Origin of the sequence: Vibrio sp. JC009 (assembly GCF_029016485.1) — a bacterium.
Classification (GTDB): domain Bacteria; phylum Pseudomonadota; class Gammaproteobacteria; order Enterobacterales; family Vibrionaceae; genus Vibrio.
In genome coordinates, this window is sequence record NZ_CP092106.1 from 1,164,961 (window position 1) to 1,189,934 (window position 24,974).

General features: G+C 46.1%; 25 protein-coding genes and 1 pseudogene. 17 read left to right on the forward strand and 9 right to left on the reverse strand.

The features are described from left to right. Position 1: 1 nt before the first annotated feature. The 12 genes from L3Q72_RS05440 to L3Q72_RS05495 all read left to right on the forward strand — a co-directional run bounded on the left by L3Q72_RS05440 (position 2) and on the right by L3Q72_RS05495 (position 13,246). Positions 2-343: a carboxypeptidase-like regulatory domain-containing protein gene (locus L3Q72_RS05440; protein WP_275131639.1), complete on the forward strand. Its 342-nt coding sequence runs from the start codon at positions 2-4 to the stop codon at positions 341-343. A gap of 61 nt (positions 344-404) precedes the next feature. Next, a complete protein-coding gene (locus tag L3Q72_RS05445; protein ID WP_275131640.1) occupies positions 405-1,175 on the forward strand; it encodes an energy-coupling factor transporter transmembrane component T in 771 nt (256 codons plus the stop codon). 20 nt (positions 1,176-1,195) lie between these two features. Further along, positions 1,196-1,861, forward strand: a complete 666-nt coding sequence (locus L3Q72_RS05450; RefSeq protein ID WP_275131641.1) for an ABC transporter ATP-binding protein — start codon at positions 1,196-1,198, stop codon at positions 1,859-1,861. A gap of 16 nt (positions 1,862-1,877) precedes the next feature. Next, complete coding sequence (locus L3Q72_RS05455) at positions 1,878-2,717, forward strand: sirohydrochlorin cobaltochelatase (RefSeq protein WP_275131642.1); 840 nt, start codon at positions 1,878-1,880, stop codon at positions 2,715-2,717. A gap of 94 nt (positions 2,718-2,811) precedes the next feature. After that, positions 2,812-4,656 (forward strand): putative nucleotidyltransferase substrate binding domain-containing protein, encoded by a 1,845-nt coding sequence (locus L3Q72_RS05460; protein ID WP_275131643.1) that lies wholly within the window; start codon positions 2,812-2,814, stop codon positions 4,654-4,656. Further along, a complete protein-coding gene (locus L3Q72_RS05465) occupies positions 4,656-5,369 on the forward strand; it encodes an exonuclease domain-containing protein (RefSeq protein WP_275131644.1) in 714 nt (237 codons plus the stop codon). Before L3Q72_RS05460 ends, L3Q72_RS05465 begins: the two co-directional genes overlap by 1 nt. Positions 5,370-5,596: 227 nt before the next feature. Next, positions 5,597-7,135 carry an ABC transporter substrate-binding protein gene (locus tag L3Q72_RS05470; RefSeq protein ID WP_275131645.1) on the forward strand — a complete coding sequence of 513 codons (1,539 nt, stop codon included), beginning with the start codon at positions 5,597-5,599 and terminating at the stop codon, positions 7,133-7,135. Positions 7,136-7,487: 352 nt separating this feature from the next. Then, the gene (locus tag L3Q72_RS05475; RefSeq protein WP_275131646.1) at positions 7,488-8,426 is read left to right on the forward strand and encodes an ABC transporter permease; all 939 of its coding nucleotides are present in this window, start codon (positions 7,488-7,490) and stop codon (positions 8,424-8,426) included. A 10-nt stretch (positions 8,427-8,436) separates the two neighbouring features. Beyond that, positions 8,437-9,450, forward strand: coding sequence for an ABC transporter permease (locus L3Q72_RS05480; RefSeq protein WP_275131647.1), 1,014 nt, complete (start codon positions 8,437-8,439; stop codon positions 9,448-9,450). Between the two features lie 10 nt (positions 9,451-9,460). Beyond that, on the forward strand, positions 9,461-10,447 hold the full coding sequence (locus tag L3Q72_RS05485; protein WP_275131648.1) for an ABC transporter ATP-binding protein: 987 nt from the start codon (positions 9,461-9,463) through the stop codon (positions 10,445-10,447). Then, complete coding sequence (locus tag L3Q72_RS05490; protein WP_275131649.1) at positions 10,444-11,415, forward strand: oligopeptide/dipeptide ABC transporter ATP-binding protein; 972 nt, start codon at positions 10,444-10,446, stop codon at positions 11,413-11,415. The genes L3Q72_RS05485 and L3Q72_RS05490 overlap by 4 nt, the downstream gene beginning before the upstream one ends. A gap of 328 nt (positions 11,416-11,743) precedes the next feature. Beyond that, positions 11,744-13,246 (forward strand): alanine/glycine:cation symporter family protein, encoded by a 1,503-nt coding sequence (locus L3Q72_RS05495; RefSeq protein WP_275131650.1) that lies wholly within the window; start codon positions 11,744-11,746, stop codon positions 13,244-13,246. 65 nt (positions 13,247-13,311) lie between these two features. On the opposite strand, the gene L3Q72_RS05500 is transcribed toward L3Q72_RS05495, so the two are convergent. Together L3Q72_RS05500 and L3Q72_RS05505 are read right to left on the reverse strand one after the other, a co-directional pair. Continuing rightward, positions 13,312-13,884, reverse strand: a complete 573-nt coding sequence (locus L3Q72_RS05500; RefSeq protein WP_275131651.1) for a hypothetical protein — start codon at positions 13,882-13,884, stop codon at positions 13,312-13,314. Between the two features lie 60 nt (positions 13,885-13,944). Continuing rightward, a complete protein-coding gene (locus L3Q72_RS05505; RefSeq protein WP_275131652.1) occupies positions 13,945-14,259 on the reverse strand; it encodes a cupin domain-containing protein in 315 nt (104 codons plus the stop codon). A 176-nt stretch (positions 14,260-14,435) separates the two neighbouring features. On the opposite strand from L3Q72_RS05505, the gene L3Q72_RS05510 reads away from it, so the two are divergent. The 3 genes and pseudogenes from L3Q72_RS05510 to L3Q72_RS05520 form a co-directional block, all read left to right on the forward strand. Continuing rightward, positions 14,436-14,717, forward strand: a complete 282-nt coding sequence (locus tag L3Q72_RS05510; RefSeq protein ID WP_275131653.1) for a helix-turn-helix transcriptional regulator — start codon at positions 14,436-14,438, stop codon at positions 14,715-14,717. Between the two features lie 216 nt (positions 14,718-14,933). Next, the gene (locus tag L3Q72_RS05515) at positions 14,934-15,509 is read left to right on the forward strand and encodes an outer membrane beta-barrel protein (protein ID WP_275131654.1); all 576 of its coding nucleotides are present in this window, start codon (positions 14,934-14,936) and stop codon (positions 15,507-15,509) included. Positions 15,510-15,686: 177 nt separating this feature from the next. After that, positions 15,687-15,767 (forward strand): annotated as a pseudogene (locus L3Q72_RS05520) (CopG family transcriptional regulator); the annotation flags it as partial. Positions 15,768-15,881: 114 nt separating this feature from the next. On the opposite strand, the gene L3Q72_RS05525 reads toward L3Q72_RS05520, so the two are convergent. Beyond that, entirely contained in the window at positions 15,882-16,133 is a 252-nt protein-coding gene (locus L3Q72_RS05525; RefSeq protein WP_275131655.1) for a DUF2999 family protein, read from the reverse strand. Between the two features lie 156 nt (positions 16,134-16,289). Further along, positions 16,290-17,618, reverse strand: coding sequence for a guanine deaminase (guaD, locus tag L3Q72_RS05530; protein ID WP_275131656.1), 1,329 nt, complete (start codon positions 17,616-17,618; stop codon positions 16,290-16,292). 316 nt (positions 17,619-17,934) lie between these two features. On the opposite strand from guaD, the gene L3Q72_RS05535 reads away from it, so the two are divergent. Next, entirely contained in the window at positions 17,935-18,315 is a 381-nt protein-coding gene (locus L3Q72_RS05535; RefSeq protein WP_275131657.1) for a CoA-binding protein, read from the forward strand. 49 nt (positions 18,316-18,364) lie between these two features. Here the strand turns inward: L3Q72_RS05535 and L3Q72_RS05540 are convergent, their stop codons facing one another. The 4 genes from L3Q72_RS05540 to L3Q72_RS05555 all read right to left on the reverse strand — a co-directional run bounded on the left by L3Q72_RS05540 (position 18,365) and on the right by L3Q72_RS05555 (position 23,519). After that, complete coding sequence (locus tag L3Q72_RS05540; RefSeq protein ID WP_275131658.1) at positions 18,365-18,625, reverse strand: Txe/YoeB family addiction module toxin; 261 nt, start codon at positions 18,623-18,625, stop codon at positions 18,365-18,367. Then, the gene (locus L3Q72_RS05545) at positions 18,622-18,873 is read right to left on the reverse strand and encodes a type II toxin-antitoxin system prevent-host-death family antitoxin (RefSeq protein WP_275131659.1); all 252 of its coding nucleotides are present in this window, start codon (positions 18,871-18,873) and stop codon (positions 18,622-18,624) included. The genes L3Q72_RS05540 and L3Q72_RS05545 overlap by 4 nt, the downstream gene beginning before the upstream one ends. A gap of 193 nt (positions 18,874-19,066) precedes the next feature. After that, positions 19,067-21,382 (reverse strand): methyl-accepting chemotaxis protein, encoded by a 2,316-nt coding sequence (locus tag L3Q72_RS05550; RefSeq protein WP_275131660.1) that lies wholly within the window; start codon positions 21,380-21,382, stop codon positions 19,067-19,069. 223 nt (positions 21,383-21,605) lie between these two features. After that, positions 21,606-23,519: a TRAP transporter permease gene (locus L3Q72_RS05555; protein ID WP_275131661.1), complete on the reverse strand. Its 1,914-nt coding sequence runs from the start codon at positions 23,517-23,519 to the stop codon at positions 21,606-21,608. Between L3Q72_RS05555 and L3Q72_RS05560 the strand changes: the two genes are divergently transcribed. Continuing rightward, a complete protein-coding gene (locus tag L3Q72_RS05560; protein WP_275131662.1) occupies positions 23,518-23,649 on the forward strand; it encodes a hypothetical protein in 132 nt (43 codons plus the stop codon). The two genes, L3Q72_RS05555 and L3Q72_RS05560, sit on opposite strands and share 2 nt — an antisense overlap. On the opposite strand, the gene L3Q72_RS05565 is transcribed toward L3Q72_RS05560, so the two are convergent. After that, the gene (locus tag L3Q72_RS05565; RefSeq protein WP_275131663.1) at positions 23,643-24,569 is read right to left on the reverse strand and encodes a TAXI family TRAP transporter solute-binding subunit; all 927 of its coding nucleotides are present in this window, start codon (positions 24,567-24,569) and stop codon (positions 23,643-23,645) included. The genes L3Q72_RS05560 and L3Q72_RS05565 overlap by 7 nt on opposite strands. Positions 24,570-24,974 lie beyond the last annotated feature (405 nt).

Here is a 24,974-nt window from a genome sequence, read left to right on the forward strand (position 1 = left end):
AATGACTAAGTTATTATCAAAATTTGCCGGTTTAATGCTTCTTATTTTATGTACTCTAAGTGTGAGTTTATCGGCTTATGCTCACAAGATCCGTATGTCTGTGTATCCGGAAGAAAGTTATATCGAAGGTGAGGTTTATTTTGTTGGCGGTGCTAATCCAGCCGGGGCTGGCGTTAAAGTTCAGCTATTGAAAGACGGTAAAGTTGTCGGTACGGCAGTTGCTGATGAAGAAGGCTTCTTTACCATAGATCCTGTAGTGCCGGATTCCTATTCAGTTCGTGGCGATGGTGGTCAGGGCCACGTTGCTTACTATGAACTATGCACGATATTCTTGGCGGGATAGGCTATATCCTTGGCCTGTTCGGGCTTCTGGTTCTGGTCAGAAACAGAAAAACGGCACAGGCATGATAGAAGGGGTTTTATCAGGCAACGTAAAAGCGGGCAGTGCTGAGTATGGACTAGCACATACCCGGATCCTGCTGGCGATATTTATGATCGTCGCTATTGTGCTGTCTGCTAATCCGCTCTCTTTTGCTGGTTACTTTATTCTTGCCTGTCTGCTCTGGCTGAAAAGTCCTATGGGCTTTGCCACTGGCCTGAAGCGCCTGCTTATTATCGATAGCGTTGTACTGCTTACCATTTTGCCTCTGCCTTTCAATTACGTCGGCGATCAGGTGATTCACTGGGGGCCTCTGGTACTTTCAGAGCCGGGAGTGGTTAAGGCGCAGGAGATCTTTTTCAAAGCTTCGCTTTCCGCCATGCTAATGATGACGCAGTGCAGCGGTATTTCCGGACTGGAACTGACTAAAGCGCTTTGTGTGCTCAGAGTGCCGACTAAGTTTATTCTGCTGCTGCAGTTTAGTATCCGCTATATCAGTGTGATGCAGCAGGAGATAGCAAGCATCCGCTCTGGAATGAAAGCACGCGGTCTGGGATGCGGCCCAAGGTTACATGTCTGGCGCAGCTACGGCTATATGTTTGGTATGCTGTTGGTAAGAGCGCTGGCACGGGCAGACCGTATCTGGCTTGCCATGAAGTGTCGTGGATACAGTGGTCATTTTCCCGTATCAAAAGGAGAACAGAGCCAGTTATTTGATCGCTCAGCAATGTTATTTCTGTTCCTGACGCTGGTGGTTTTCTCGATGGATATTTTGGCTGTCTGGCCCGTTAGATAGTGATTTTTGGAAAAGATTAAGTGAATAAACTGATAGAGCTGAAAGGTATCTCCTACCAGCGTTCAAACGGACAACAGTGTGCCGACGCATTAGACTTTTCCCTGAGCAAAGGGGACAGGGTCGCCATTACCGGCAGTAACGGCAGCGGAAAGAGTACGCTTTTACAGATAATTCTCGGACTGCTTCAGGATGTGAAAGGTGAAGTGATTCTGTTCGGGAATAGCTGCAAGTCGGATAAAGAGTTTGCAAAGTTCCGCACCCGGTTAGGTCTGGTGTTTCAGGACCCGGATGATCAGCTGTTTTCTCCTACGGTGATAGAAGATGTCTGCTTTGGCCCCATCAATCAGGGGTACAACCAGAAAGAAGCGGAAGAGATGTCGATGAAAACCCTCAAAGATCTGGGTATTGAGCATCTGGCTCACAGCGTAAGTTACCGCCTTTCCGGCGGTCAGAAAAGACTTGCTGCACTGGCGAGTGTGCTGGTAATGAAGCCGGAAGTGCTGTTGCTTGATGAGCCCACCAACGGCCTTGATGACAAAAACTACCAGCTGTTTATCGACATAGTAAACCGGGTAAATTTGCCTATTATTCTTGTCAGCCATGACGAGAAACTTCGCAAAACGCTGACTGATACGGAATATCGTCTGCACGAAGGAAAACTGATTTTAGAACAACAACCGGCCTAAAGCTGAGAGAGAAAAAATGAAAAGATTAAGACATTACACTCAGGGAACCGCGATAGTACTGAGTTGCTTTGGCTCAGTGGTTGAACAGAAACGTTACAACGAACTGCAGCGCAAAGTGGAAGAGCGCTATCCGAACTGCGAAGTGAGAATCGCTGTGAGTTCGCGCATGGTAACCAAAAAGCTGGCAGCAAGCGGTGAAGAGTATCTGAACCTGCCGTCTGTGCTTGCGGCGCTGGATCTGGAAGGCTATCAGCGCATTCTGGTGGTTTCCTGCTATCTGTTCCCGACAGATGAACATAAGCAGGTAGAGTTGATTGTTGAGGGTTTCCGAAACTTCTCGCTTTCCGCTATCGAATACACTCCGGCGATTATTCACCATACGCACAGAGCGAATGATCTGCTTTCTGCGCTAAACGGACGCTTTGAAACCGGCAGTGATATTAACCTGTTTATCCATCACGGTGCACCATATCTGGACAACGCCGGGCATCAGGCAATCAGCTACTGCGATACTCTGCTTTCACAGCTTTCAGAGAAAAACATCTCCTGTTCACTGGAAGGCGCAATGCCGTTCGATCTGCTTGTAACGGCTCTGAAGAGAAGAATAGAGCAGGGTGAAAGCGATGCTAAACCTCAGCTAAGAATCATCCCAATGCTGCTGGTATCGGGTAATCACTTTATCAAAGATATGACAGAGATTAAGGCTCAGCTTTCCGAGCTTTGTGATGTGGCAATCGCAGAAGGTGAGAAGGGTGAAGCGTTTAACCTGCTTTCTCTGCCTGAGCTGACGGATATTATCTTCACTCAGATTGAGCAGGGACTGGTAAGACTGAAAACTCCGCCAGAGGAGTGTTAAGCACTTAGGCAAACTTTCATAGCTAAACGGTGTAAACGTTTTCACTTTAATGGTATAAAGAAGCCTGTTCTGGATTCCCTGACAGGCTTTTTTTATGTCTGAGACACTGATACCTAATATTGAACTCTTTATTTCGGCAATTGACCCTTTTAGCAGGCTGCCTCAGGCACTGCTGGATCGCGTTACTTCAACAATCAAAATCATCTATCTGGCAAAAGATGAAGTCATTCCTCCGGCAAAATCGGAAGATGACAAGTATCTGTACATTGTCAGAACCGGTGCGGTGGAGCAGCGGTTAAGTGATGGTGCGTTAAGAGGGCGACTGGAAGAGGAGGATGTATTTGGTTTTAGTCTGTTTTCCGACTCTGAAACCCGCTATGAAGTAAAAGCGATGGATAACTCTCTGCTGTATCTGGTGCCTTCAGAAACCATTTACCATATTCAGCAGCAGTATCCGGAATATGCCGAGCACTTTACCGCGAAGCCTGAAGACCGGATTCGTTCAGCGGTTGAATCTACCTGGAGTGACTTAAATAGCAGCTCCTTTTTCAATACGGTGGGGCAGGTAGCCAGTCAGCGCTTTACTCAGGTTGAGCAGAATAAATCTATCCGCGAACTTGCTCAGATTATGCGGGAAGAGAAAACCCGTTGTGCCATGATACTGGACAACGGGCAGCTTACCGGTGTAATGACGGATGCCGATATGACCTACCGGGTCGTTGCCGAAAATCTGGATACGGACCAGCCCATTCACAGCATAATGAGTCCGGCACCTACCACTATTTCCCCTGACCAGACCGTCTTTGAGGCGGCAATTGCTATGATGGAGCAGCATATTAAGCACCTGCCAGTGGTGAAAGATGGTCAGGTAATTGCACTGCTTTCCCTGCATCAGTTATTTCAGAATCACAGAATGCAGGCGATTTATCTGATCGACAAAATTAAGAAATCCAGAAATGAGGAAGAGCTTGCCAGCTTTATGCATGAGCGTGACCGGATTTTTCAGGAACTGGCGAATGATAAGGTTCCGGCGGATCTGATTAGCACGATTCTGAGTACCATTATGGATGCGGTGAACCAACGTCTTATCGATATTGCCATTGAACGCCTTGGGCCTGCACCCTGCGAATTTGCCTGGATTGTTTCCGGATCTCATGCCCGCAAAGAAGCGCATATTCTTTCCGATCAGGACAGCGGCATCATTATGTCTAACGGTGCCACGCCAGGTGATAAGTTCTACTTCCGTCATCTGGCGATGATAGTGACAAAAGGCATGGCTCAGTGTGGTTACGAGCTCTGCTCCGGCAAGTTTATGGCTGTGACGCCAAAGTGGTGTCAGCCATTGTCGGTATGGCAGGAGTACTATAAAAAATGGATTAAAAGTCCGGAATATGAGCGCCTGCTGAACCTGAGTGTATTTCTGGATATCAGAGTCATCTACGGTAAAAAAGAGTTTGGTGACACCCTTTCACAGGGTTTTAAAGAAATGACGTCACAGCGTCACTTTCTTGCTAAGTTGATCAGAGATGCCGCTGAAAACCGGACACCTTTAGGCGTATTCCATAACCTTGTATTAACCAAAAACGAGAACAATGAGAAAGCGTTGAATATTAAGCGTTATGGGATAAATATCATTGTAGATTTAGCCCGTATATTCGCTTTGTCTGCAAAATCGGATGCCTGTAATACGCGCGAAAGGCTGATTGAAGCTCATAAGGCTGACCTGATAACAGAAGCCACATTAAAAAATGTTCTCAGTGCCTATAATTTCCTGAACAGTTTCCGCTATTCCTATCAGGTTGACCGCCTGAATAAAGGCGAGATCCCGGACAACAACATCAACCCGGACTACTTCGGCAGTTTTGAGCGCAAACATATCAAGGATGCATTCCGCCTTATTGATGACTGGCAGCAGTCGGCCAAAATGAGGTTTAACTGATGCTGAAATTTTTCCGTCAGCGGGACTGGTTAAAAGAGCTCGAAACCACACGCAAACAATGCGCCAGCAAGTCTCTGCCGGATCTAGTGTATGAGCACCTTTCAGCACCGCTTCCGGATAAGAGTACGCCTTTGGATAAACTTTCCTATCTGGTGGTGGATTTTGAGACCACAGGGTTTGACCCGGACAATTGCGACATTATCAGCATGGGATGGATAGAAGTGTCACAGATGCAGGTGGACTTTGCCTCTTCTGAGCACATTTACGTCAGCAACAGTGAGAATATCAACCACCAGACCGCGGTGGTGAATCATATTGTTCCGCAGATGGTTGATACGGGTGTGACTCTTGAAGAAGCCGTTAATCTGCTGCTACAAAAGGCGCAGGGCAAGGTGCTGGTTGCGCACGGGAAGGTAATTGAAAAAAGCTTTCTGGATTTTTATGCCAGAAAAGAGCTGGACATTCCTGAACTGCCGCTACTCTGGATTGATACTCTGAGGTTCGAGCAATGGCGCTCGCTGGAGAAGGGCACTAAATTTGGCCAGGACAACCGTCTTTCTTCTGTCCGGCAACAGTATAACCTTCCTCAGTACGCCACTCATAATGCGCTTATCGATTCCATTGCAACGGCGGAGTTGTTACTGGCTCAGATTGCTCATACTTACCGGGATAAAAAGCCGGAGTTCGGGCATTTATTCAAGGTAAGTCAGTAATTATATTGAACGACTAAAAAACATTCAGTTATGTAAACAATAGAGCTAAAATTGTAAAGCCTTAGTTATTGTATGGTGAATAAAGCTATTTACTATACAAGTCAAATAGCTGCATCTATGCATAATCTTTACAGGTCCGACCGGATCCCATACTATCAGGCTGTACCTTTTTTCCATTTACGTGGAAAAGCACTCCAATAAAAATCAATTTTATTAAGGTCAAATAAATGAAAAGGATATTCACGAAAGTGACGTGCGCACTGATGCTGGCGGGCTCTTTTGCCGTAAATGCTGCTGATAAAGTGCTTAAGATAGGTCTGACTCAGGACCCGACTAACCTCAACCCTGTACTGATGCAAGGCGTATACGCAGAATCCCTTGCCGGTAATATGTTTGATACCCTGATTGGCTTTAAAGAGAGCGCTAAGAAAGCTGAGCCTCTTCTTGCTGAATCATGGGACATTTCTGAAGATGGTAAAACTTATACCTTCCATCTGCGCAAAGGCGTTAAATTCCATAACGGGCAGCCTCTTACTTCTGAAGATGTAAAATACACTTTTGAGATTACTCTTGATGAGAAAAACGCTTCTCCTAACCGTGAATTCTTAAAACCAATTCAGGCTATTGAAACACCTGATGCGCACACTGTTGTGCTAAAGCTTGATGCGCCATCGGCTCCTTTCCTGCTTGCACTGGCAAACCCGACTCTGGGTATTCTGCCTGCGAAAGCGCTGAAAGAGATGGGTATGGAAGGTTTTGACCGTAACCCAATTGGTACCGGTGCATTCAAATTTGTTGAAATGGTTCCGGATGACCACATCACGCTTGAAAAGAACAAAGACTACTTTGTTGCTGAGCCTAAGCTGGACAAAGTGGTATTCCGTCCGATCCCTAAACTGGAAGTCATGTCTGCTGAGCTTCAGGCTGGTGGTATTGATATCGCATTCGAACTTTTGCCTCAGGATCTTCAGCGTCTTGAAAACGATGGCCTGAACATTCAGAGCGTTCCTGGTCTGACGCTTCGTTACATCGGTTTCTCAACTAAGAACCTTCCGTTCTCTGACGTAAGATTCCGTAAAGCGGTATACCACGCAGTGCCATTTGAGCAGGCGATTCCGGGCATCTTTAAAGGTGCAGGCGAACGCGCTTACTCATGGATCCCTGTTGGTGTCGTGGGCGATGACATTGAATATATGAAGTCAAAAGCGCTGAACTTCGATATGAAGAAGGCTCAGGAGCTGATTGCTGAAATGAAGGCAGACGGCACGCTGAAAGATGGCTTCGAGTTTGATATCTACTCACCAGGCGATCCGGCTCGTAAGCAGGTGGCAACAGTACTGAGTACTCAGCTACGTTCACTTGGCCTTACTGTAAATGTTCAGACTCCTGAGTGGAGCAGCCTGTTCCCTAAACTGAAAGCAGGTGACTGTGACATGTACGTAATGGGCTGGGGTTCTGTGCCAGATCCGGACCGCTGGACATACCGTCTGTTTACGCCAGACTCTACGATGAACTTCTCAAAGTATGACAATGCTGAAGTCACTGCTGCACTTGAAAAAGGCCGTACGCTGAGCGACCCGGCTGCACGTGCACAAGCGTACCAGACTGCAATGCGTCAGGCTCTGACTGAAGACTACATCCACATTCCGCTGGTGTGGCTGAAAACTGTGACAGGCACAAGCGCGAAAGTGAAAGATTTCACTCCATCACCACAGAAGTATATTCACCTGGTGACCTGGGAGCGTAATGTAGACCTAGCTGACTAATATCAGCGGTCATTCCTGCGAAGGCAGGAATCTGCCTAAATTGCGTTGTGAAGCCAGAGGTTACGTTTGAGTTTACAACGCGCAGTTAGTCGATCCCGGATAATGGCTTCGCTATTTCCGGGATGACGACGCTGTCATATAGGAGGTTGTCGTCATTCCTGCGAAGGCAGGAATCTACTCAAATCGCGCCGTAGAGTTAAAGGTGACTTTGAATTTTAAGCGCGTATAAAACAAATCCCGGATTGTTACTGAGTTAACATCCGATACAAAAGGTGGACCTTCCCTCATTTTCCAGAACCTTTTCGGTTTACCTAAAACACTTTTAAAGCATTAATTATTAAAGGATATCAAGGTGCTAAATTACGCATTAAGACGATTGCTGCTCTTAATACCTATGCTGATTTTTGTCTCCATTTTTGTATTCGCCATTATCAAGCTAACGCCGGGTGACCCTTCGGCAATGCTGCTTGGCGATCAGGCGACAGAAGAAGCCATCGCAGCGGTTCACGAAAAATACGCGCTGGATAAGCCGCTTCCGGTTCAGTATTTCAAAATGATGCAGAACTTCTTTACCGGAGAGCTGCAGTCTATTTTCTACAAAGATAACGTACTCTCGTTTGTTCTGGCCCGTATGCCTGCAACTCTGGAGCTCGGTTTTCTTGCCCTGCTTATCGCCGTTGTGGTTTCCATTCCGGTGGGGATCATCTCTGCGGTAAAACGTAATTCCTGGTTCGACTACACGGCCATGTCTCTGGCGATGTTCGGTGTCTCTATCCCGGTATTTTTCAGCGGTATCCTTTTAATCTACTTCTTCGCAGTTTATCTGAAGGTGCTACCGGCTTCGGGTTATGGCGGACATTTCTGGACGGTGGAAGGCTTCCGTCACATGATCCTTCCTGCGTTATCGCTCTCTTTTGTTCTGATGGCCTCAACCACGCGTCTGACCCGTTCAGCCATGCTGGAAGTTATCCATCAGGATTACATCCGTACTGCGCGTGCTAAGGGCGTAAGTGAAAGAATGGTGGTGCTCTACCACGCATTCCGCAATGCGCTTATCCCGATTACCACCAATATCGGTAACCAGATTGCACGCCTGTTCGCCGGTGCGGTATTAACGGAAACCGTATTCGCCTGGCCGGGTGTCGGCCGTCTTGCCGTGAATGCTATCTTCCGCCGAGATGAACCAATGGTATTTGGTTGTGTACTGCTGATGGCGATTGTTTACGTCGTGGTTAACCTGATTGTTGACCTTATCTACGGCCTGATGAATCCACAGATTCAGTACGATTGAGGTAAGTGAAATGTTGTTACCTTTGATTATTATCAATCTGTTGTTACTGGCTTTTTTTGCTCCCGAAGTATTGAGTAGTCAGGATGCGACTATCTCTTATGCGTTGTTTGCCGGTTTAACCATTTTCCTGGTACTTATCTTAGTGCGAAGCCGTCGCCGTGAAGCGGCCCAGATCCCTGGTACAAGTTCAGCAACTACGCTGATGCTGAAGAAGCTTAAGCGCGATAAAGCGGCTATGGGCGGCCTTATTGTCGTTACTATTCTGGCTTATGCTGCCATTTTGGCGCCGTTTATTGTGCCTGTAGATCCGCTGACGATTGACTGGGGCGCACTGTCTCAGGGACCAAGTTCTGCCCACTGGCTGGGTACCGATGACCTTGGCCGTGATACCTTATCCCGCACCATTTACGGAACCCGTATTGCACTGGGCATTGGCCTGTTGGCGGTACTTCTGAATACCGCAATGGGGACAACCCTTGGTCTGCTTGCCGGTTACTACGGCGGGAAAACCGATAACGTTATTATGCGCTCTCTGGAGTTCTGGAATGCGATTCCGTTTATTTTGATGGCGATTGCTCTGATGGCGGCACTGGGAACTGGGCTATTTAACCTTGTGCTGGTGGTGAGCCTGACCGGTATTCTTGAGTTTGCCCGTATTATCCGTGGTGACTCGCTTCTGCTTCGTGGTGCTGACTATGTTAACGCCGCGCGCGTGATGGGTATTCCTGACAGCCAGATTATCCGCCGTCATATTTTGCCTAACTGCCTGGCACCGACCATTGTTATGGCAACTCTGCGTGTGGGTGAAACCATTCTGACCATTGCCGGCCTGTCCTTCCTTGGTCTGGGCGTGCAACCGCCAACGCCAAGCCTTGGCGCTATGCTGGCAAGCGGACAGCAGTTCCTGCATCAGAATATCTCCATGTCTCTGGTCCCTGGTACCGTAATCCTGCTGATCGTTCTGGCCTTTAACCTGTTTGGTGATGGCTTGCGTGATGCGCTTGACTCAAAAATTACTCACTAGGAGATCTTCAGTGGAAAAAGTATTAGAAATTAAAGATCTGAGAACCAACTTCTACACCGATGAAGGTGTGGTCCGTGGTTGTGACGAAGTGAGTTATACCGTTTACAAGGGTGAAACGCTGGCTGTTGTGGGTGAGTCCGGCTCGGGTAAGTCGGTAACTTCACTGTCGGTGCTGGGTCTGATCCCAAGTCCTCCGGGCAAAATTGAAGGTGGTGAAATCTGGTTTAACGGCAAGAATCTGCTCTCTCTTTCAGATAAAGAGATTCAGTCGATTCGCGGTAACGATATCGCCATGATCTTCCAGGAGCCGATGACATCACTGAACCCGGTTATTCCGGTAGGTCGCCAGATTGCAGAGTCTATCCTTCTGCACCAGCCGGGCACCAGCAAAGCGCAAGCGCGTAAGCGTGTGATTGAGCTGCTGGGTCAGGTGGGGATCTCTGCACCGGAATCCCGTGTGGATGAATATCCGCATCAGCTTTCTGGCGGTATGCGCCAGCGTGTCATGATTGCCATGGCGCTGGCCTGTAATCCGGCTCTGCTGATTGCCGATGAGCCGACCAGTGCGCTGGATGTAACCATTCAGGCTCAGATCCTGCGCCTTATCGATGATCTTAAACAGCAGCTTGGTATGGCAGTGATTATGATTACTCACGACTTAGGTGTTGTAGCTGAAACCGCTGACCGTGTGGCTGTGATGTACGCAGGTAAAATCGTGGAATACGGTCATGTGAATGATATTTTCGATGATCCTAAGCACCCGTATCTGGTTGGCCTTAAACGCTCTATGCCAACGCTTGATACAGACAGTGATGATCTGTACGCCATCCGCGGTATGGTGCCAAATCCAACTCAACTGCCGGAAGGTTGTAAGTTTGCACCCCGCTGTGATCAGTGCATGTCGCGCTGTGAAAAAGAAGAGCCGCCGGTGACGCATTTCTCAGATGGTCACTATGCGCGTTGCTGGCTGTATCAATCAGAGGAGACATCGTTATGAGCCGTACACCTGTCTTAAAGGTTGATGATTTAAAGGTTTGGTTCCCTCAGCAAAAAGGCATACTCAAGAAGACGGTCGGCCACGTAAAAGCGGTTGATGGTGTTTCATTTGAGATCTACAAAGGCGAGACTTTTGGTCTGGTTGGTGAATCCGGCTGTGGTAAGACTTCCGTAGGTAAGGCTATTGTTCGCCTGAACCCGATAACTCATGGTTCGGTTGAATTGCACGGTACTAATATCGCCAATCTCAGCATGAAAGAGATGCGCGAATTCCGCTCCGTGGTTCAGATGATTTTCCAGGACCCGTTCTCTTCACTGAACCCGCGAATGACGGTTGGGGATATTATCGGTGAGGCGGTCCGCTTTTATCGTCCGAACTCAGATATTCATGCTGAAATAGTCAGCTATATGGAACAGGCCGGACTGCGTAAGGAATATCTGCAAAGATATCCGCACCAGTTTTCAGGTGGTCAGCGCCAGCGTATCGGTATAGCCCGGGCGTTAGCATGCCAGCCAGAGATTATCGTAGCCGATGAGCCGGTATCAGCACTGGATGTGTCCATTCAGGCGCAGATCATAAACCTGCTTAAGTCTTTGCAGCGTGATTTAGGGCTATCCTTTCTGTTTATTGCCCATGACTTGTCTGTCGTGAAGCATATTTCGGACAGAGTAGGGGTAATGTACCTTGGTAATATTGTGGAGATCAGTCCGTCCAAAGAGCTGGACAGAAACCCGCTGCATCCCTATACCCAGGCTCTTATCGGAAGTGTGCCGGTAACGCACCCAAGCCAGCGCCGTTCAAGGCAGCCGCTAACGGGTGAGGTTCCTTCTCCTATGGAAACCTTTACCGGCTGTAAATTCTGCAAACGCTGCCCGGTAGCAACCGACAAATGCCGCAGTGAAATTCCTGTGCTGCGTGAGGCTGAGCCGGAACACTGGGTTGCCTGTCATCAGGTTGAGATAAGCTAGCTGCCAACGTTTGTCATAAGGCCTGCTCATTGCATAAGTGAGCAGGTCTTTTTTTTTGAGGTAATAAGAGACTTAAAGCGTTTGTTACTTAAATGTTTCGTGCTGCTTAAGGGTTAATGATCCAAATTGGTGCGATGCTCGAATCTTGTGCATTGCGTTGTTGGTAATATATTCTTCTGGTAAGGGTTTATTCGCTTCGGAGTGAAACAAACCAACAAACATGCCTTATTTGGAGTTATTTTATATTGTTGCTCATGTTGGCGTTATTATTGCAGTGATAACAAGAGGAAACGCAACACAACATATTAAAACTTAAATGGATAACAATATGGCAATAATTATCGACTTTTTAAACAGTATAATCTGGAGTCCTGCTCTGATTTACTTGTGCTTAGGTGCTGGACTGTACTTTTCTATCAGAACCCGTTTTATGCAAGTCCGCGGCTTTAAAGAGATGCTAAACCTGATGTTTAAAGGTGAGAAATCACCGGCAGGTATCTCGTCATTCCAGGCACTTGCAATGTCACTTTCTGGCCGTGTAGGTACAGGTAATATTGCAGGTGTAGCAACTGCTATCGCATTTGGTGGTCCGGGTGCGGTTTTCTGGATGTGGATGGTGGCATTTTTAGGTGCTTCTACTGCATACGTTGAATCGACGCTTGGTCAGATCTACAAAGAAAAAGATGACAGCGGTCAGTACCGTGGCGGCCCGGCTTACTATATCGAAAAAGCTATGGGTCAGAAGTGGTACGCATGGATTTTTGCAGTAGCGACTGCAGTAGCGACGGGCCTTTTCCTACCGGGTGTTCAGGCGAACAGTATCGCCTCTGGTATGGAAAACGCGTGGGGCGTAGCTCCTGCAATTACAGCCGCTATCATTGTGCTTGGTCTTGGTTTCATTATCTTTGGTGGCGTAAGACGTATCGCAGCTTTTGCTGAGATTGTTGTACCTTTCATGGCGCTGGCATACATCATGATTGCAGTGGTTATCGTAGGCATGAACGCTTCTATGATCCCGGATATGATCAAACTGATTATCAGCAGCGCTTTCGGCTTAGATGCCGGTTTTGGTGCAATGATTGGTATGGCGATTCAGTGGGGTGTTAAGCGCGGCGTTTATTCAAACGAAGCAGGTCAGGGTACCGGTCCACACCCGGCAGCGGCTGCAGAGGTTTCTCACCCGGCCAAACAGGGTTATGTACAGGCGTTCTCTGTTTACATCGATACTCTGTTTGTTTGTACTGCGACGGCATTTATGCTGATTTCAACCAACAGCTATAACGTTCACGGTGCAGACGGCACTATGCTGGTAGAAGGACTAGCTGGAGTAGCGGCAGGCCCTGGCTTTACTCAGGCAGCAGTAGAATCTGCTCTGCCAGGCTTTGGTGCCAGCTTTGTTGCATTAGCACTGCTGTTCTTCTCATTCACAACCATGCTTGCGTATTACTACATGGCTGATTCCAATATCGCCTACATCAACCGCACAGCACACCGCCCATGGCTGACTTTCATCATGAAGGTGCTGTTCCTGGTGTCTGTTGGTTACGGTACAGTTCACAGCGCTGGTGTTGCATGGGGTCTTGGTGATGTGGGTGTTGGCCTGATGGCATGGCTGAATATTGTTGCTATCCTTATTTTGCAAAAGCCTGCTCTGGCATGTCTGAAAGACTACGAAGAGCAGAAGAAAGCTGGCCTGAACCCAATCTTTGATCCTGAAAAGCTTGGCATTAAGAATGCAGACTTATGGAAAGAAATTAAGAAGCGTAATGAAGACGCAGCAAAAGGAAACAAACCTCAAGGCGAAGCAATTCCGGTAGAGAATGTAAGCTAAAAGGTAAGTTAGTATCGTCACAGATGCTTTACGATAAATGGCCTGCTGAAAAGCAGGCTATTTTTTTACTTCCGAATCCTTTCTGCCAGTTCCAGCAGATGTTCAGTCGCCTCCATATGCTGAGGATAATCACTGAACTTTAGGCGTTGTTCTGGCGTCATTTCAAAAAGCTCACTTTTCACGGCCCAGAACAGGCTGGTAGTACGAAGCATAGCTTTCAGGGGCTTACACACTTCAAACTCGTACACGTCTTCAAGGTTTGCCAAAAGCAGTGCTTTTTCCTCTTCACTGTTTATCGGTTTTGCAAGTGCTTGTTTAAGTTTCAGATAACGGTTGCTGGAGGTTAGCTTCTCCATTATTGGCGGATTATCAGCAGCCAGTTCATCCAGCCTGCTCTTTATCACAGACAACCAGTGCTCCTTGGTCACTTGCTCGTCGGTAGTATTGGCAAAATCGGTACGGATCTTTTTTTCAATCGCCGCCTGAGACTCCATAAACACAGTTCGCACCTGCTGGAAAGGTAGCTGATACTCTTTACACAGTTCAATAATCAGAGCATGGAAGCCGTTACCCGGAAGGTGGGTTCTTTCTTTGAAAAGTGTGAGTGCGTGTTCTTGTTCTGCGGTGAGCTCGCTCATATGGCTGGCGTTCCTTATTTTGTCTGCCTAATTTTGGGGGGCATCATACTTTGATTTTTGTTAATCATAAAATACTGCAACCCAAATAGTAACCTCATCAACAGAAGTCCCCAGCACTCTATGCCTGACATGGGCTTCAATATTAAGGTAGTCACCTTTCCGCAAGGTAACTAGCTCCCCATTTTCAAACTCAATAATTCCTTGCCCGGACAGTACAATAATCCACTCACTTTCATCCTGATCATACCAGCCGGTTTCCGGTGAACTCTGCCCGTGAGAAATAATGCGCTCAATCCGGATGCTGTCCGTTGTGACGATATCTTCAAATATTTCGTCGGGGATACTGGTCGGAATGTCTGAAAAAATATTTGGCATCTGTTTGCTAACCTCTTTGTTAACCGGATAACTAAAAGCATAGAAGCTTGGGAGAGAACAACAAATAGACAGTCCAGAATCACTATCCGCATTTCATACTAAAATTCATTCTGTCCATGATGGCATCAATTTTTCAGAAACTTAAACTAGCGGTATCAAAGGGGGGAACAGAAAACATGACTAGTAAACTTCAAGCGCTAAAAAACAAAGCACTGGCGGATAAAGATGTACAGGAGGCTTATGATGAACTGGAACCGGAGTTTGAACTAATTAATACTCTGCTAAGAATGCGCAATGCCGCTGGTTTAACTCAAGACCAGGTTGCTCAGCGGATGGGAACTAAGGAAGCAAATATATCTCGCCTTGAGAAAGGTCGGGGAAATCCTACATTGAAGACGCTAATTAAATATGCCAAGGCTTGTGGATGTGAGTTACGCTTTGGCTTTAAGACTGCGTAAAGTGTAAAGGTCCAATCAAGTAATTCGCATATTTTGCTCAGACTCTGTCCCTGTGATTTTGAAATTCTCAGAACAAACTAAGGAGAGATTAAGGAGACCACAAGCGCAAATATGGAAAAGCATAGGAGATTAGCGCCCTTTAGAGATTTTGTCTCTGTTACCGGGTAAGTTAACGGTTGTTCGATTAACTTAAACCGCTTATCTCAGGACTTTCCTATGAATAAAACCATTCTGTTAGCGCTACTTCCGGTTTTAGTTTGCTGCACTGCTCAAGCAAGGCCCGGGCCTCGGGGAGTGGGTATTGGCCCCGGAGTTGGCATGGGTGACGGCTATTTAAGTATCGATAGTTCGCTTATTGATTTTGGCAATAACCTTAATGGTTACGGCCTTGGGTTAGGGTTTGGTAGCAAGCTTGGAGATAATGTTGGTTTTATCGGTGAAATTGCCGGGTTTAATATTAACGACCATGGCTATGCCGATAGCTCTCGTTTTACTGCTGATGGCGGTGGCTATCAAGTCAGTATCGGGCCGGAGCTTTATCTGACGCCAAACCTGTCACTTTTTGCTACCGCAGGTTTCATTCACTATTCCATGGATTACGCTTATGCCAGCGGAAGCGACTCTGGTGCATTTTCCGATACCACTGGTGTGTTTGGTGGGGGGCTTCGTCTATCTTTTGGTCCAAATGTATCATTGAAACTAGCCTACAAAACCTTTGAGACAGATAACTTAACTATTTCAGGCGATAACGACAGCTCGGTGGTTTCGCTTGGAATTGGCTTTAGGTTCTAGAGATAGCCGTATTATTTATCACATTTCAATACCAATTTATTATTTTTTCAGACTTTTCATTTGCCGACTAATGTTATTAAAGACGCTCTGGTTTTAATGCATCGTGAAGTGGCTAGTTGTTTCAGCTAACATATGTAATAGCTGCTGATCGAGCACGCAAAGCGGAGGTAGATTTGTATGAAAGCGCATGAGTTCGATGCTAAGTTTGAGAGTGATGAAGATATTGTTGGTGAGCTGGATATATCTCAAGCTAAACGGCTTGAAACTGTTTCGCATCATCATAAAACGAACTGATATGCGAATTGGTTTGTTGGATAGAACTTAATAAGGCCGCTTAGCTTAGCGGCCTCTTTGAACAAGCAAATAACAAACTTACTTCTGAAGCTGCTCTTTAGCTGCTTCTACTTTCGAGAAATCCAGGCCCAGCTCGTTTACTGCTTCTTTAATCAGGTCAGGACGTTGCATTACCTGTCCCATCAATAGCTTTAGCTTTTCTTCAGGTAAACCTAGCTGGCTGATTGTTGCCATCGCCGCAAGAGGGTTTTGTACCAAGGCTTCGAAAACCTCGTTGATTTGTGCTTCGCTGATATTGTTTTCTTTCAACATCGCAATAATCGGATTCATTGCACTACCTTTTAATTATTAAATGAACTTGGCGGCTAGTCTAGCATTTGTCTTGAACCGGTTGTAGCGGTTCTAATCCTTAGTAAAAATCTGAGTGTACAAGGAAGGATACTCAAAAGCAGCCCATCAGAATTTTGCGACCATTTTCTATAATACTCAGGTTGCTAAGAAGGATGATGAATAAACTCTCTTCCCAGCCACCCAGGTTGAACTAATATTCCTGTCATCACCCAACATCATAAGTGCGAACAGCTTATCTTCCAGCGTGGTTGAGTGCTCAAAACGGAGCTTTTGAAGTTCGGTTGCCTCGAGATTTAGTACGACAAAATCAGCTTCTTTTCCGCTACAGAAATTTCCCACTTTGTCATCAATGCAGAGGGATTTCGCTCCGCCCAGAGTTGCCAGATAAAAGCCCTTGAATGCGGAAAGTTTATTGCCTTGCAGCTGCATTATTTTGTAGGCGTCACTAAGCGTCTGAAGCATGGAAAAGCTGGTGCCTGCGCCGACGTCAGTACCTAAACCAACCCGGATATTATTCTTGTCTGCTGTTTCTAAATCAAAAAGTCCGCTGCCTAAGAAGAGGTTTGAAGTGGGGCAAAATGAAATTACGGAATCCGTTTTATGAAGCGCCTCCCATTCGCTATCTGCCAGATGCACCGAATGAGCAAAGATAGATTTGCTGCCGGTGAGGCCATAATGCTGGTACACATCAAAGTAACCTTTGCGCTCAGGGAACAGGGATTTCACCCACTCAATTTCATCTCTGTTTTCTGACAGGTGGCTCTGAACGTAGACATCCGGAAATTCAGCCCTCAGTTTACCTGCTAGTTCCAGTTGCTCAGGGGTTGATGTAGGCGCGAAACGCGGTGTAACGGCATAAAGTAAGCGGCCTCTATTGTGCCATTTCTCAATGAGTGCTTTGCTTTCATCGTAGCCCGACTGAGGGGAGTCGAGCAGATAATCCGGAGCATTTCTGTCCATCATAACTTTACCGGCAATAAGCCGCATATTCTTATCCAGCGCCTGGCTAAACAAAGCATCGACAGACTCAGAATGAACCGTACCAAACACCGAGGCGCTGGTGGTGCCGTTCTTTAGTAACTCATTGATGAAAAATTCAGATATTCTTTCTGCGTGGGCTTTGTCTTCAAACTGCTTCTCTGTAGGAAAGGTATAAGTCTCAAGCCACTCCAGAAGCTGTTCGCCATAGGCTGCAATCATCTGGGTCTGGGCGTAATGGATGTGAGTGTCAACAAAGCCGGGAAGGATCAGTTTGCCCCGTTCATCAATAAGTTGCGTATATTGCTTTGCCTCGGACTCATCATAAGGCTTGAGAGATTTTACCCGTCCATCTTCTATGACCAGCAAACCGTCTGGCAGATACTCGTAACAGTCGGAGCTGCTTTCGCAACAGGCAGGGTCGGCCAGAAAATGAAGAAAACTGGATCGGATAACATTTGTTTCAGGTAAGGCATGGCTTTTCATACGTCACTCCATTGAATTAATAACACAATGGTTTTTGACCTGTGAAATCAGATCCTTGCCTTAAGTATAGAACAACCGAAAACCAGCAAAAGCGTTAGACATTTTGCGAAAAGCTTGCCAATAAAGTTGTAAATATATCTTGTTGTTTCTTATAAATTAACCTGAAAGAGGGGAGAGTTTTAGTATTTATTTTAACTAAGTTGGTGCGTGGTGCACCACATAACGTCAACCTTAGTGTTCCTATTCAGTACTATGCTGTGTATTTTTATTCATATATTCTATGCTGCAGAAATCATAATTTAGAGGAAAAACAGGGATGAAAACCGCTGTAGAAGAAAAAGTTGTTATTCTGGGTGCATCTGACAATCCAGAGCGTTATAGCTTTAAAGCCCACCAAAAACTGAAAGAATTTGGTTTTAATAATCAGGTAGGTGTTTCTCCTAAGTCGCTGGAACTTGACCAGATTGAGCTGGTGGATTCACTGGAAAAAGTAGAAGGCGATGTTCATACGCTGACACTTTACGTTGGTGAAAAAAGACTGGAGTCGATGATTGACCCAATTCTGAAATTATCGCCTAAGCGTATTATTGCAAACCCGGGTACAGAAAATCAGAACCTGATGGCTAAAGCGAAAGAGCAGGGCATTGAGGTAGTGGAAGGCTGTACTCTGGTAATGCTGGCGACTGACCAGTTCTAAAATTTCTGTTTGTTACAAACAAAAGCCGCAGATCTTGTCTGCGGCTTTTTTAAAGCTCGTAGTGGTATCTAAGCTGAGCTATTAAGATATTGTTCTCTTTGCACTTGTAAATAATCCGGTGCTCATCGTTGATTCGACGCGACCAGTAGCCGGACAGACCGTGCTTTAAGGGTTCAGGCTTTCCCAATCCTTCATAAGGCTCTCTGCGAATATCTTTGATTAACGTATTTATACGTTTAAGAATCTTTTTATCTGTCTTTTGCCAGTACAAGTAGTCTTCCCATGCGTGGGCAGAAAAAGTCAGCTTCATTCAATTAGATCTCTTTCCTCTCCATTTCCTGACTCTAATTCAGCAACGGATTCAAGCAAACGCCTTGCATTTGCCGGTGCTCGCAAAAGATACGTTGTTTCCTGCATAGCTTCGAAATCTTCGAGAGAAATCATAACTACTGGTGCTTCACTTTTCCTGGTGATGATAACGGGGGCATGGTCGTTACAGACTTTTTTCATCGTGCTGGCAAGGTTTGCCCTTGCCGCTGTATAGCTTATTGCGTCCATATTACCTCCAAAGTGTGCATGTACGTAATCACGTACAAGTATATAAGTTTACTGTAGCTAGTTCAATGAAGCGCATGAAGTTGTAAGAGCACAAAGACAATAATGCGATCTATTTTGATAAAACGTAATTGCCACGGAACATAACGATTTCCGGGCCTGGGCTTATTATCCAGTCAGATCCAAAATTCAATACTTACACATTAAATTTATCTATCGACCCCTGCAAACGGGAAGCCGAGTCAGCTAACTCCCTGGCGGATGTTGCACTTTGCTCAGAACCTGCTGCTGTCTGGAGAGCTATGTCATTGATGCTGCGGATGTTGATATTCATCTGCTCTGTTGCCACACTTTGCTCTTGCATCGAGTCTGAGTTTTGAACATTGTACGTCCTGATCTGTTCAATTGATGCAGATATATCTTCCAGTGCAGAGTTAACCTGAAGAGCATACTCGACACTGGCGCTGGCATCATTCTGGCTCTGCTCAATGGCATCAACCACTTCTATAGTGCCTGCCTGAAGTTGCTCAACGGTATTATCAATTTTTTGAATTGAACTCTGGGTTCTCAGAGCCAGAGAGCGGACTTCATCAGCTACAACAGCAAATCCTCTGCCAGATTCCCCGGCTCTGGCAGCTTCAATTGCTGCATTTAAGGCCAGCAAATTGGTTTGTTCAGCAACCTCTTTTATTACTTCCGTAATATTGCCAATATTCTGGCTTTTATCAGAGAGTTCTTTTACGGAGTCGGAACATTTAGTCAGTCTTGCAGATAGCTCGTTAATGGAGGATGAAGATTTAAGTACGATCTCTTTTCCGGTCTCTGCCTGCTCTGCTGAGTAATGAGCGACATCTGCCGCTTCAGTTGTATGTGTTGCCACCTCTCTTATGGCGACAACCATCTGATCCATTGCGGCTGCTATTTGCTGTGTTTGTTCTTTTTGCGCCTCAATTCCCTGAACATTTTGCTTTGAGGTTAAATTGAGTTCTTCCGATGTACGGGCAACAAGTTGAGCTGAGTCATTGGCTTCCTGCAACAGTGTTGAAAACTTCTCCAGCATGATATTGAGCGCTGTAGCCATATCGCCAAGTTCGTCTTTCGATGAAATATCGCTACGGTACTGAAGATTGTTCTCTTGTTCGATTTTTCGCAGCAAGCCGCTAAATTCGATAATTGGTCTGGTCATGGAGCGGGAAATTAGTATGCCGGTAGCTATTGCGAGGATGGACACTCCCAGGAGAGTAATAACAGCCATGTAGAAAATATTGTCCTGAAGTTTTCTGGCGCCGGCAAAGGCTTCGTCCTTGCCTATTTCACTCAGGATTACCCAGTTGAGCCCGGGAATATCAAGCGGGGCGTATGCCGACAGCACACTGATTCCGCGATAATCTGGGCTGATATCGAACCCTGTCTGGCCATTAACGGCATGCTCGGAGGCCTGAGTGCGGATCTCCTGCAGACCAATGTTGCTTCCTTTCGCTATAATTTGCCGGACTAAGTGCTCACTAATTCCGTTATCAATCAGACTTTCCTGATAATGTTCTGGATCTTCAAGCAGAAAACGGCTGACACTTCTTGCTTTATAATCCTGACCTAAGAGGTAGGTTTCGCCACTCAGGCCCAGCCCATTTTTCTGCCATTCACCACCGCTGGTCATAATGTGATTAATGCGTTCAATGGGCATCTGGAATATTAATACGCCGAGCACAACATTGTTTTCATCAGTAACCGGGGATGCGATAAAGGAAGCTTGTGCATTGTAAGAAGGAACATAAGGCTCAAAATCTATCAGCACCACGGAGTCCTGATTACCGGCTGAAAGTGCCTGTTGATACGCTCTTCCTATGCCAGAGTCTGCGTAAGGTCCGGTTTTAAGTGATGTCGCGAAATCCAGCTCTTTAAAGACCGAGTAAACAATGTGTCCACTTTGGGCATCAACCAGGAATATATCGTAATAGCCGAATTCCTGAAGGTACCGGGAAAACTGAGGGTGATAGTGCTGATGAAGCTGATTATAATTGTTCTCTTCAGCCGCTCTGCTTAACTTGTGTTTTGACCCCAGAGGGTGCGGGTTCTGGCTGATGTATTGTGTTTGCCAGTAGGCCTCTTTTGGGGTCAGTTGTTCCAGCAGGCTTTCTGTAGAGATAGATTGAGAGTTGTTTTGCTTGCTGAATTCCTGGCCAAACTGATCGCGGTAGTACTTATGTAAGCTATCGGTGGTTTTTGTGTCAGGGGTAGCGGCTTCATCAAAAGCACGGGAAAAAGATGACATAGCTTCAGCCGTCATACTGTCTGATGAAAGAGTCAGAATCTGGCTGCGTATAAAAGCGAAGTAATCTTCTATTTGAGTTTTACGGGCGTTACGAATTGAAAGCAGCTTTTTGCTGTAGCTATTTTCTAATGCCTCTGTGGCATTATCTGATGCCGATATACTGATGAGTGTTATAGAAAATAGCAGAGGGATCGTCGCTACTATTACCATCCATAGTGATATTTTCAGCCGAATTTTCATTGGTATAAATCCTTGTAATAGTATTTTATCTAGCCGTGACACTTGTATGATTATTTAAAGTGGACAAAATGTCCAATGGCAGGTGTGGTACTAAAAGCTTACCCATTACTGTGTATCAATGAATGATGTTGTATTTTTGGTGCAACTCAGTGAATGATGTTGCACCAAAAACAGACATAGAAGAAAAGTCGGAATGATCCAGAAGTTAATTTCTGGTGTTTAGCTATTGTGTATCCATTGCAGTGTCACTCTGCTTGGAATTATTACCTCGCCACTCAAGCATAACCAGTAATCCTATGGCTAACACACTGATGATCCGGTAAGGATCCGGAAGCAGTAAAGTTACGACAGCCAAGGCAACAAACAGGAGTTGCTGGAACTTCGATAACTTCTTCACCAGATACCCCTCAATTCCCCCTGCAAATGCAACGATAAGCGCCATACAGGCCAGAATGGACTCAATAAACTCGAACACAGATTCATTTTGTGTCCAGATAAGACCGGAAAACGCCATCATTGCCGGAATTAAGAAGAACCCCTGAGCCAGTTTAAATGCCTGAACGGAGGACTGCATCGGCGAAGCATTGGCAATACCTGCTCCGGCAAATGCGGCTAGTGCGATTGGTGGTGTTACGTTTGAGGTCTGTGATAGCCAGAACACTATCATATGTGCCGTCAGAAGTGGAATGCCCAGCTCAAGAAGTGCCGGTACCGCCATTACAGAAAGTACGATATAGGCTGCGGTTACAGGAAGTCCCATCCCCAGAATGACGGCGGCTACCGCAATAAACAGCAGTGTTGACCATAAGTACCCACCGGAAAGCGAAGTGAGGAACTGAGTAAACTGAAGTCCGATGCCTGTCTGACCCACTACACCAACAACAATACCTGCTGTGGCACAGGCAATTGAGATAGGAAGTGCTAGGATTGCTCCTTCTTTCATGCCCTGAAGTACGAGTTTAAAACTGATTTTCGTGTGCTTTCTGGATACGGCTGCAATAAGTATTGCGGCGCATCCTGCGACACCAACCAGAATTGGCGAGTAGCTCATTACCAGAAGCGTTGTAATCAGTACTAGTGGCAGAAGGAAGTGCCAGCCTTGTTTTAGTATTTTGCCGATCTTTTCTGTTTCAGTAAGGCCCTGAAGGTTTAGCTTACAGGCCATCAGATGAACATACAGAAGGGTGCAGCCAAAATAGAGAATGGCCGGTGCTATCGAAACCAGGATAATTTCACTGTAAGGAATACCGGTAAACTGAGCCATAACAAAAGCGCCTGCGCCCATAACAGGAGGCATAATCTGCCCGCCGGTTGACGCTGCAGCTTCAATCCCGGCTGCCTGCTCAGGTTTATACCCCAGCTTTTTCATCATAGGAATGGTTAGTGAACCTGTGGTTACTGTATTGGCTATGGCGGAGCCAGAGATTGAGCCCAAAGCAGCGGAGGCCAGAACACTGGCTTTTGCCGGGCCACCGCGTGATTTCCCGGCAATGGCAAACGCACTGTCGATAAAGAACTGACCGGCTCCGGTAACCTGAAGAAACGCGCCAAACAGAACGAAGATAAACACCACACCGGCAGCAATAGCCAGCGGAGCACCATACACGCCGTTGGTGGAGAAGATATGGAAGCGAACCATTTCTTCTACTGAAAAGCCTTTACTTGCAAACGAGTCCGGTAGCACATTGCCAAAAAGCGCATAGGCAAGAAATAGTGCTGCCACCAGTACCATTATACCGCCGACGGCTCTTCGTGTGGCTTCCAGAAGCAGACCCAAAATCAGAAGTCCCGCTAATTGGTCTGTGCTATTCAGGCCATCCAGCAGGAAAGTGATATCGTCATAATCGAATGTGATGATTTGCTTTGCAGCCCAACAAGTCGCTGCGATTAGCAAGACATCTGTAAACCTGGCTGCAAAGTATAAAGCAGCTGAGGCTTTGTTAGGTTTTACCAGCGGATAAGACAAAAATATCAGCACCAGAACCCAGCAAAGGTGAGCTGGCCTGAATACCGTGGCTGAAAGCTCAGCGGTGATACCCTGCCAGATCTGAAAAATAGTCAGACAAACCGCACAGATACCAGCGATCATTGAAAGCAGATCGGCCAGTTTTTGTTGATGGTAAGAAACACGAGTCATGAAAACTCCAATTATAATAATCTTTAAAACACCAAAAGCAGTATTTACCTTTGAAGGTAAATACTGCTCTGTTTCCGGCTTCTTAGTTCAGCAGGCCGGATGTACAAAGAGAGTCAGCAAGGATTACTGATGTTCATTGAAGTATTTCTGAGCGCCAGGGTGAAGGGCTACACCTTCAAGCTTGGTCATGTTTTCCACAGTAGTAAACTTGGTTACACCAATCGCCTGACGAAGAGTTTCGATATTTTCAAACGCAATTTTGGTCATTTTATAAGCCATTGCGTCGTCCATTTTTTTGTTGGTTACCAGAACGTTCCATACAGCCGGTGCGGTAAATGCCGGAACGTTTTTGTAGCTGTCTGCGCCAGCTTCAAGTGGTAAGTAAGAAGGGTTGTCAGCCGAGATCTTTGCCAGCTCTTCTGGCGTAAATGACAGGATGCGGATATCACGGGTTAATGCCAGCTCCGTGATTGCACCAACCCCCAGGCTGCCAACGATAACGCCAGCGTCAATTTGATTGTTTGCAATTGCGCTGGTGGTTGCAGTGTAGTTCAGAGACTGAGCCTTGATATCATCTTCGGTAATGCCCAGTGTCTTAAGGATATTAGTTGCACTTACACGGGTACCTGAGCCCGGAGCACCAAGAGAGATTTTCTTCCCTTTCAGATCGCTGACAGAATGAATGTCAGAGTCAGCAGGCACAATAAATTGCACAACATTAGGGTAAAGTGCAAACAGTACATCTACTGGCATAGTTCGGGGGAATGGTTTTTCGCCGTGTGCTGCTTTAAGCACAACGTTGCCCATCGCGATACCAACTAGCTGCTTATTGGTTGAAACCTTGATGATATTTTCAACAGATGCCGCAGTTACTTCTGCGCGCATGTTGAAGTCCGGAATATTTTCACTCCAGATCTTAGAAAGAGTGCCACCAAGCGGGTAATAAGTACCGCTCTGGCTCCCTGTCCCGATAGTATAGTTTTCTGCCATCGCCGGAAGTGAGATTCCAAGGCCAAGAACGATAAGTGCTTTTTTAACTGCCGTGTACATAAAAACTCCATTTATCTAAAAAATTATGCATTCATATCTATGTTGCAACCAACCTATCTCCTGGTGTTGATTGTAACGTATTGAAATATATGGCTTTTGAATTTTTTGAGCCGACATTATAAATTTAGACTGAATAAATAACCAGTTTTACATGAAGAATGTGACAGTTTTTCATTCAATTGTGTGTAGAAAGGCACAAATTTATGCCCGTTTGCACCATGATCGTGCATTTTGTTATAGCATTCGCTACATATTGGCAGCATGTTACTTACTCGGGTAATAAATTGCTAAGGTTAAGCAGTTTATTACTATTTCCACAATTTCTTTTCGTTAACGTATTGATTTTTAAATAACCTAAGATTGGCATCATTCTTGTTCTTTAGCTTGTTAGTGCGCATAACAACA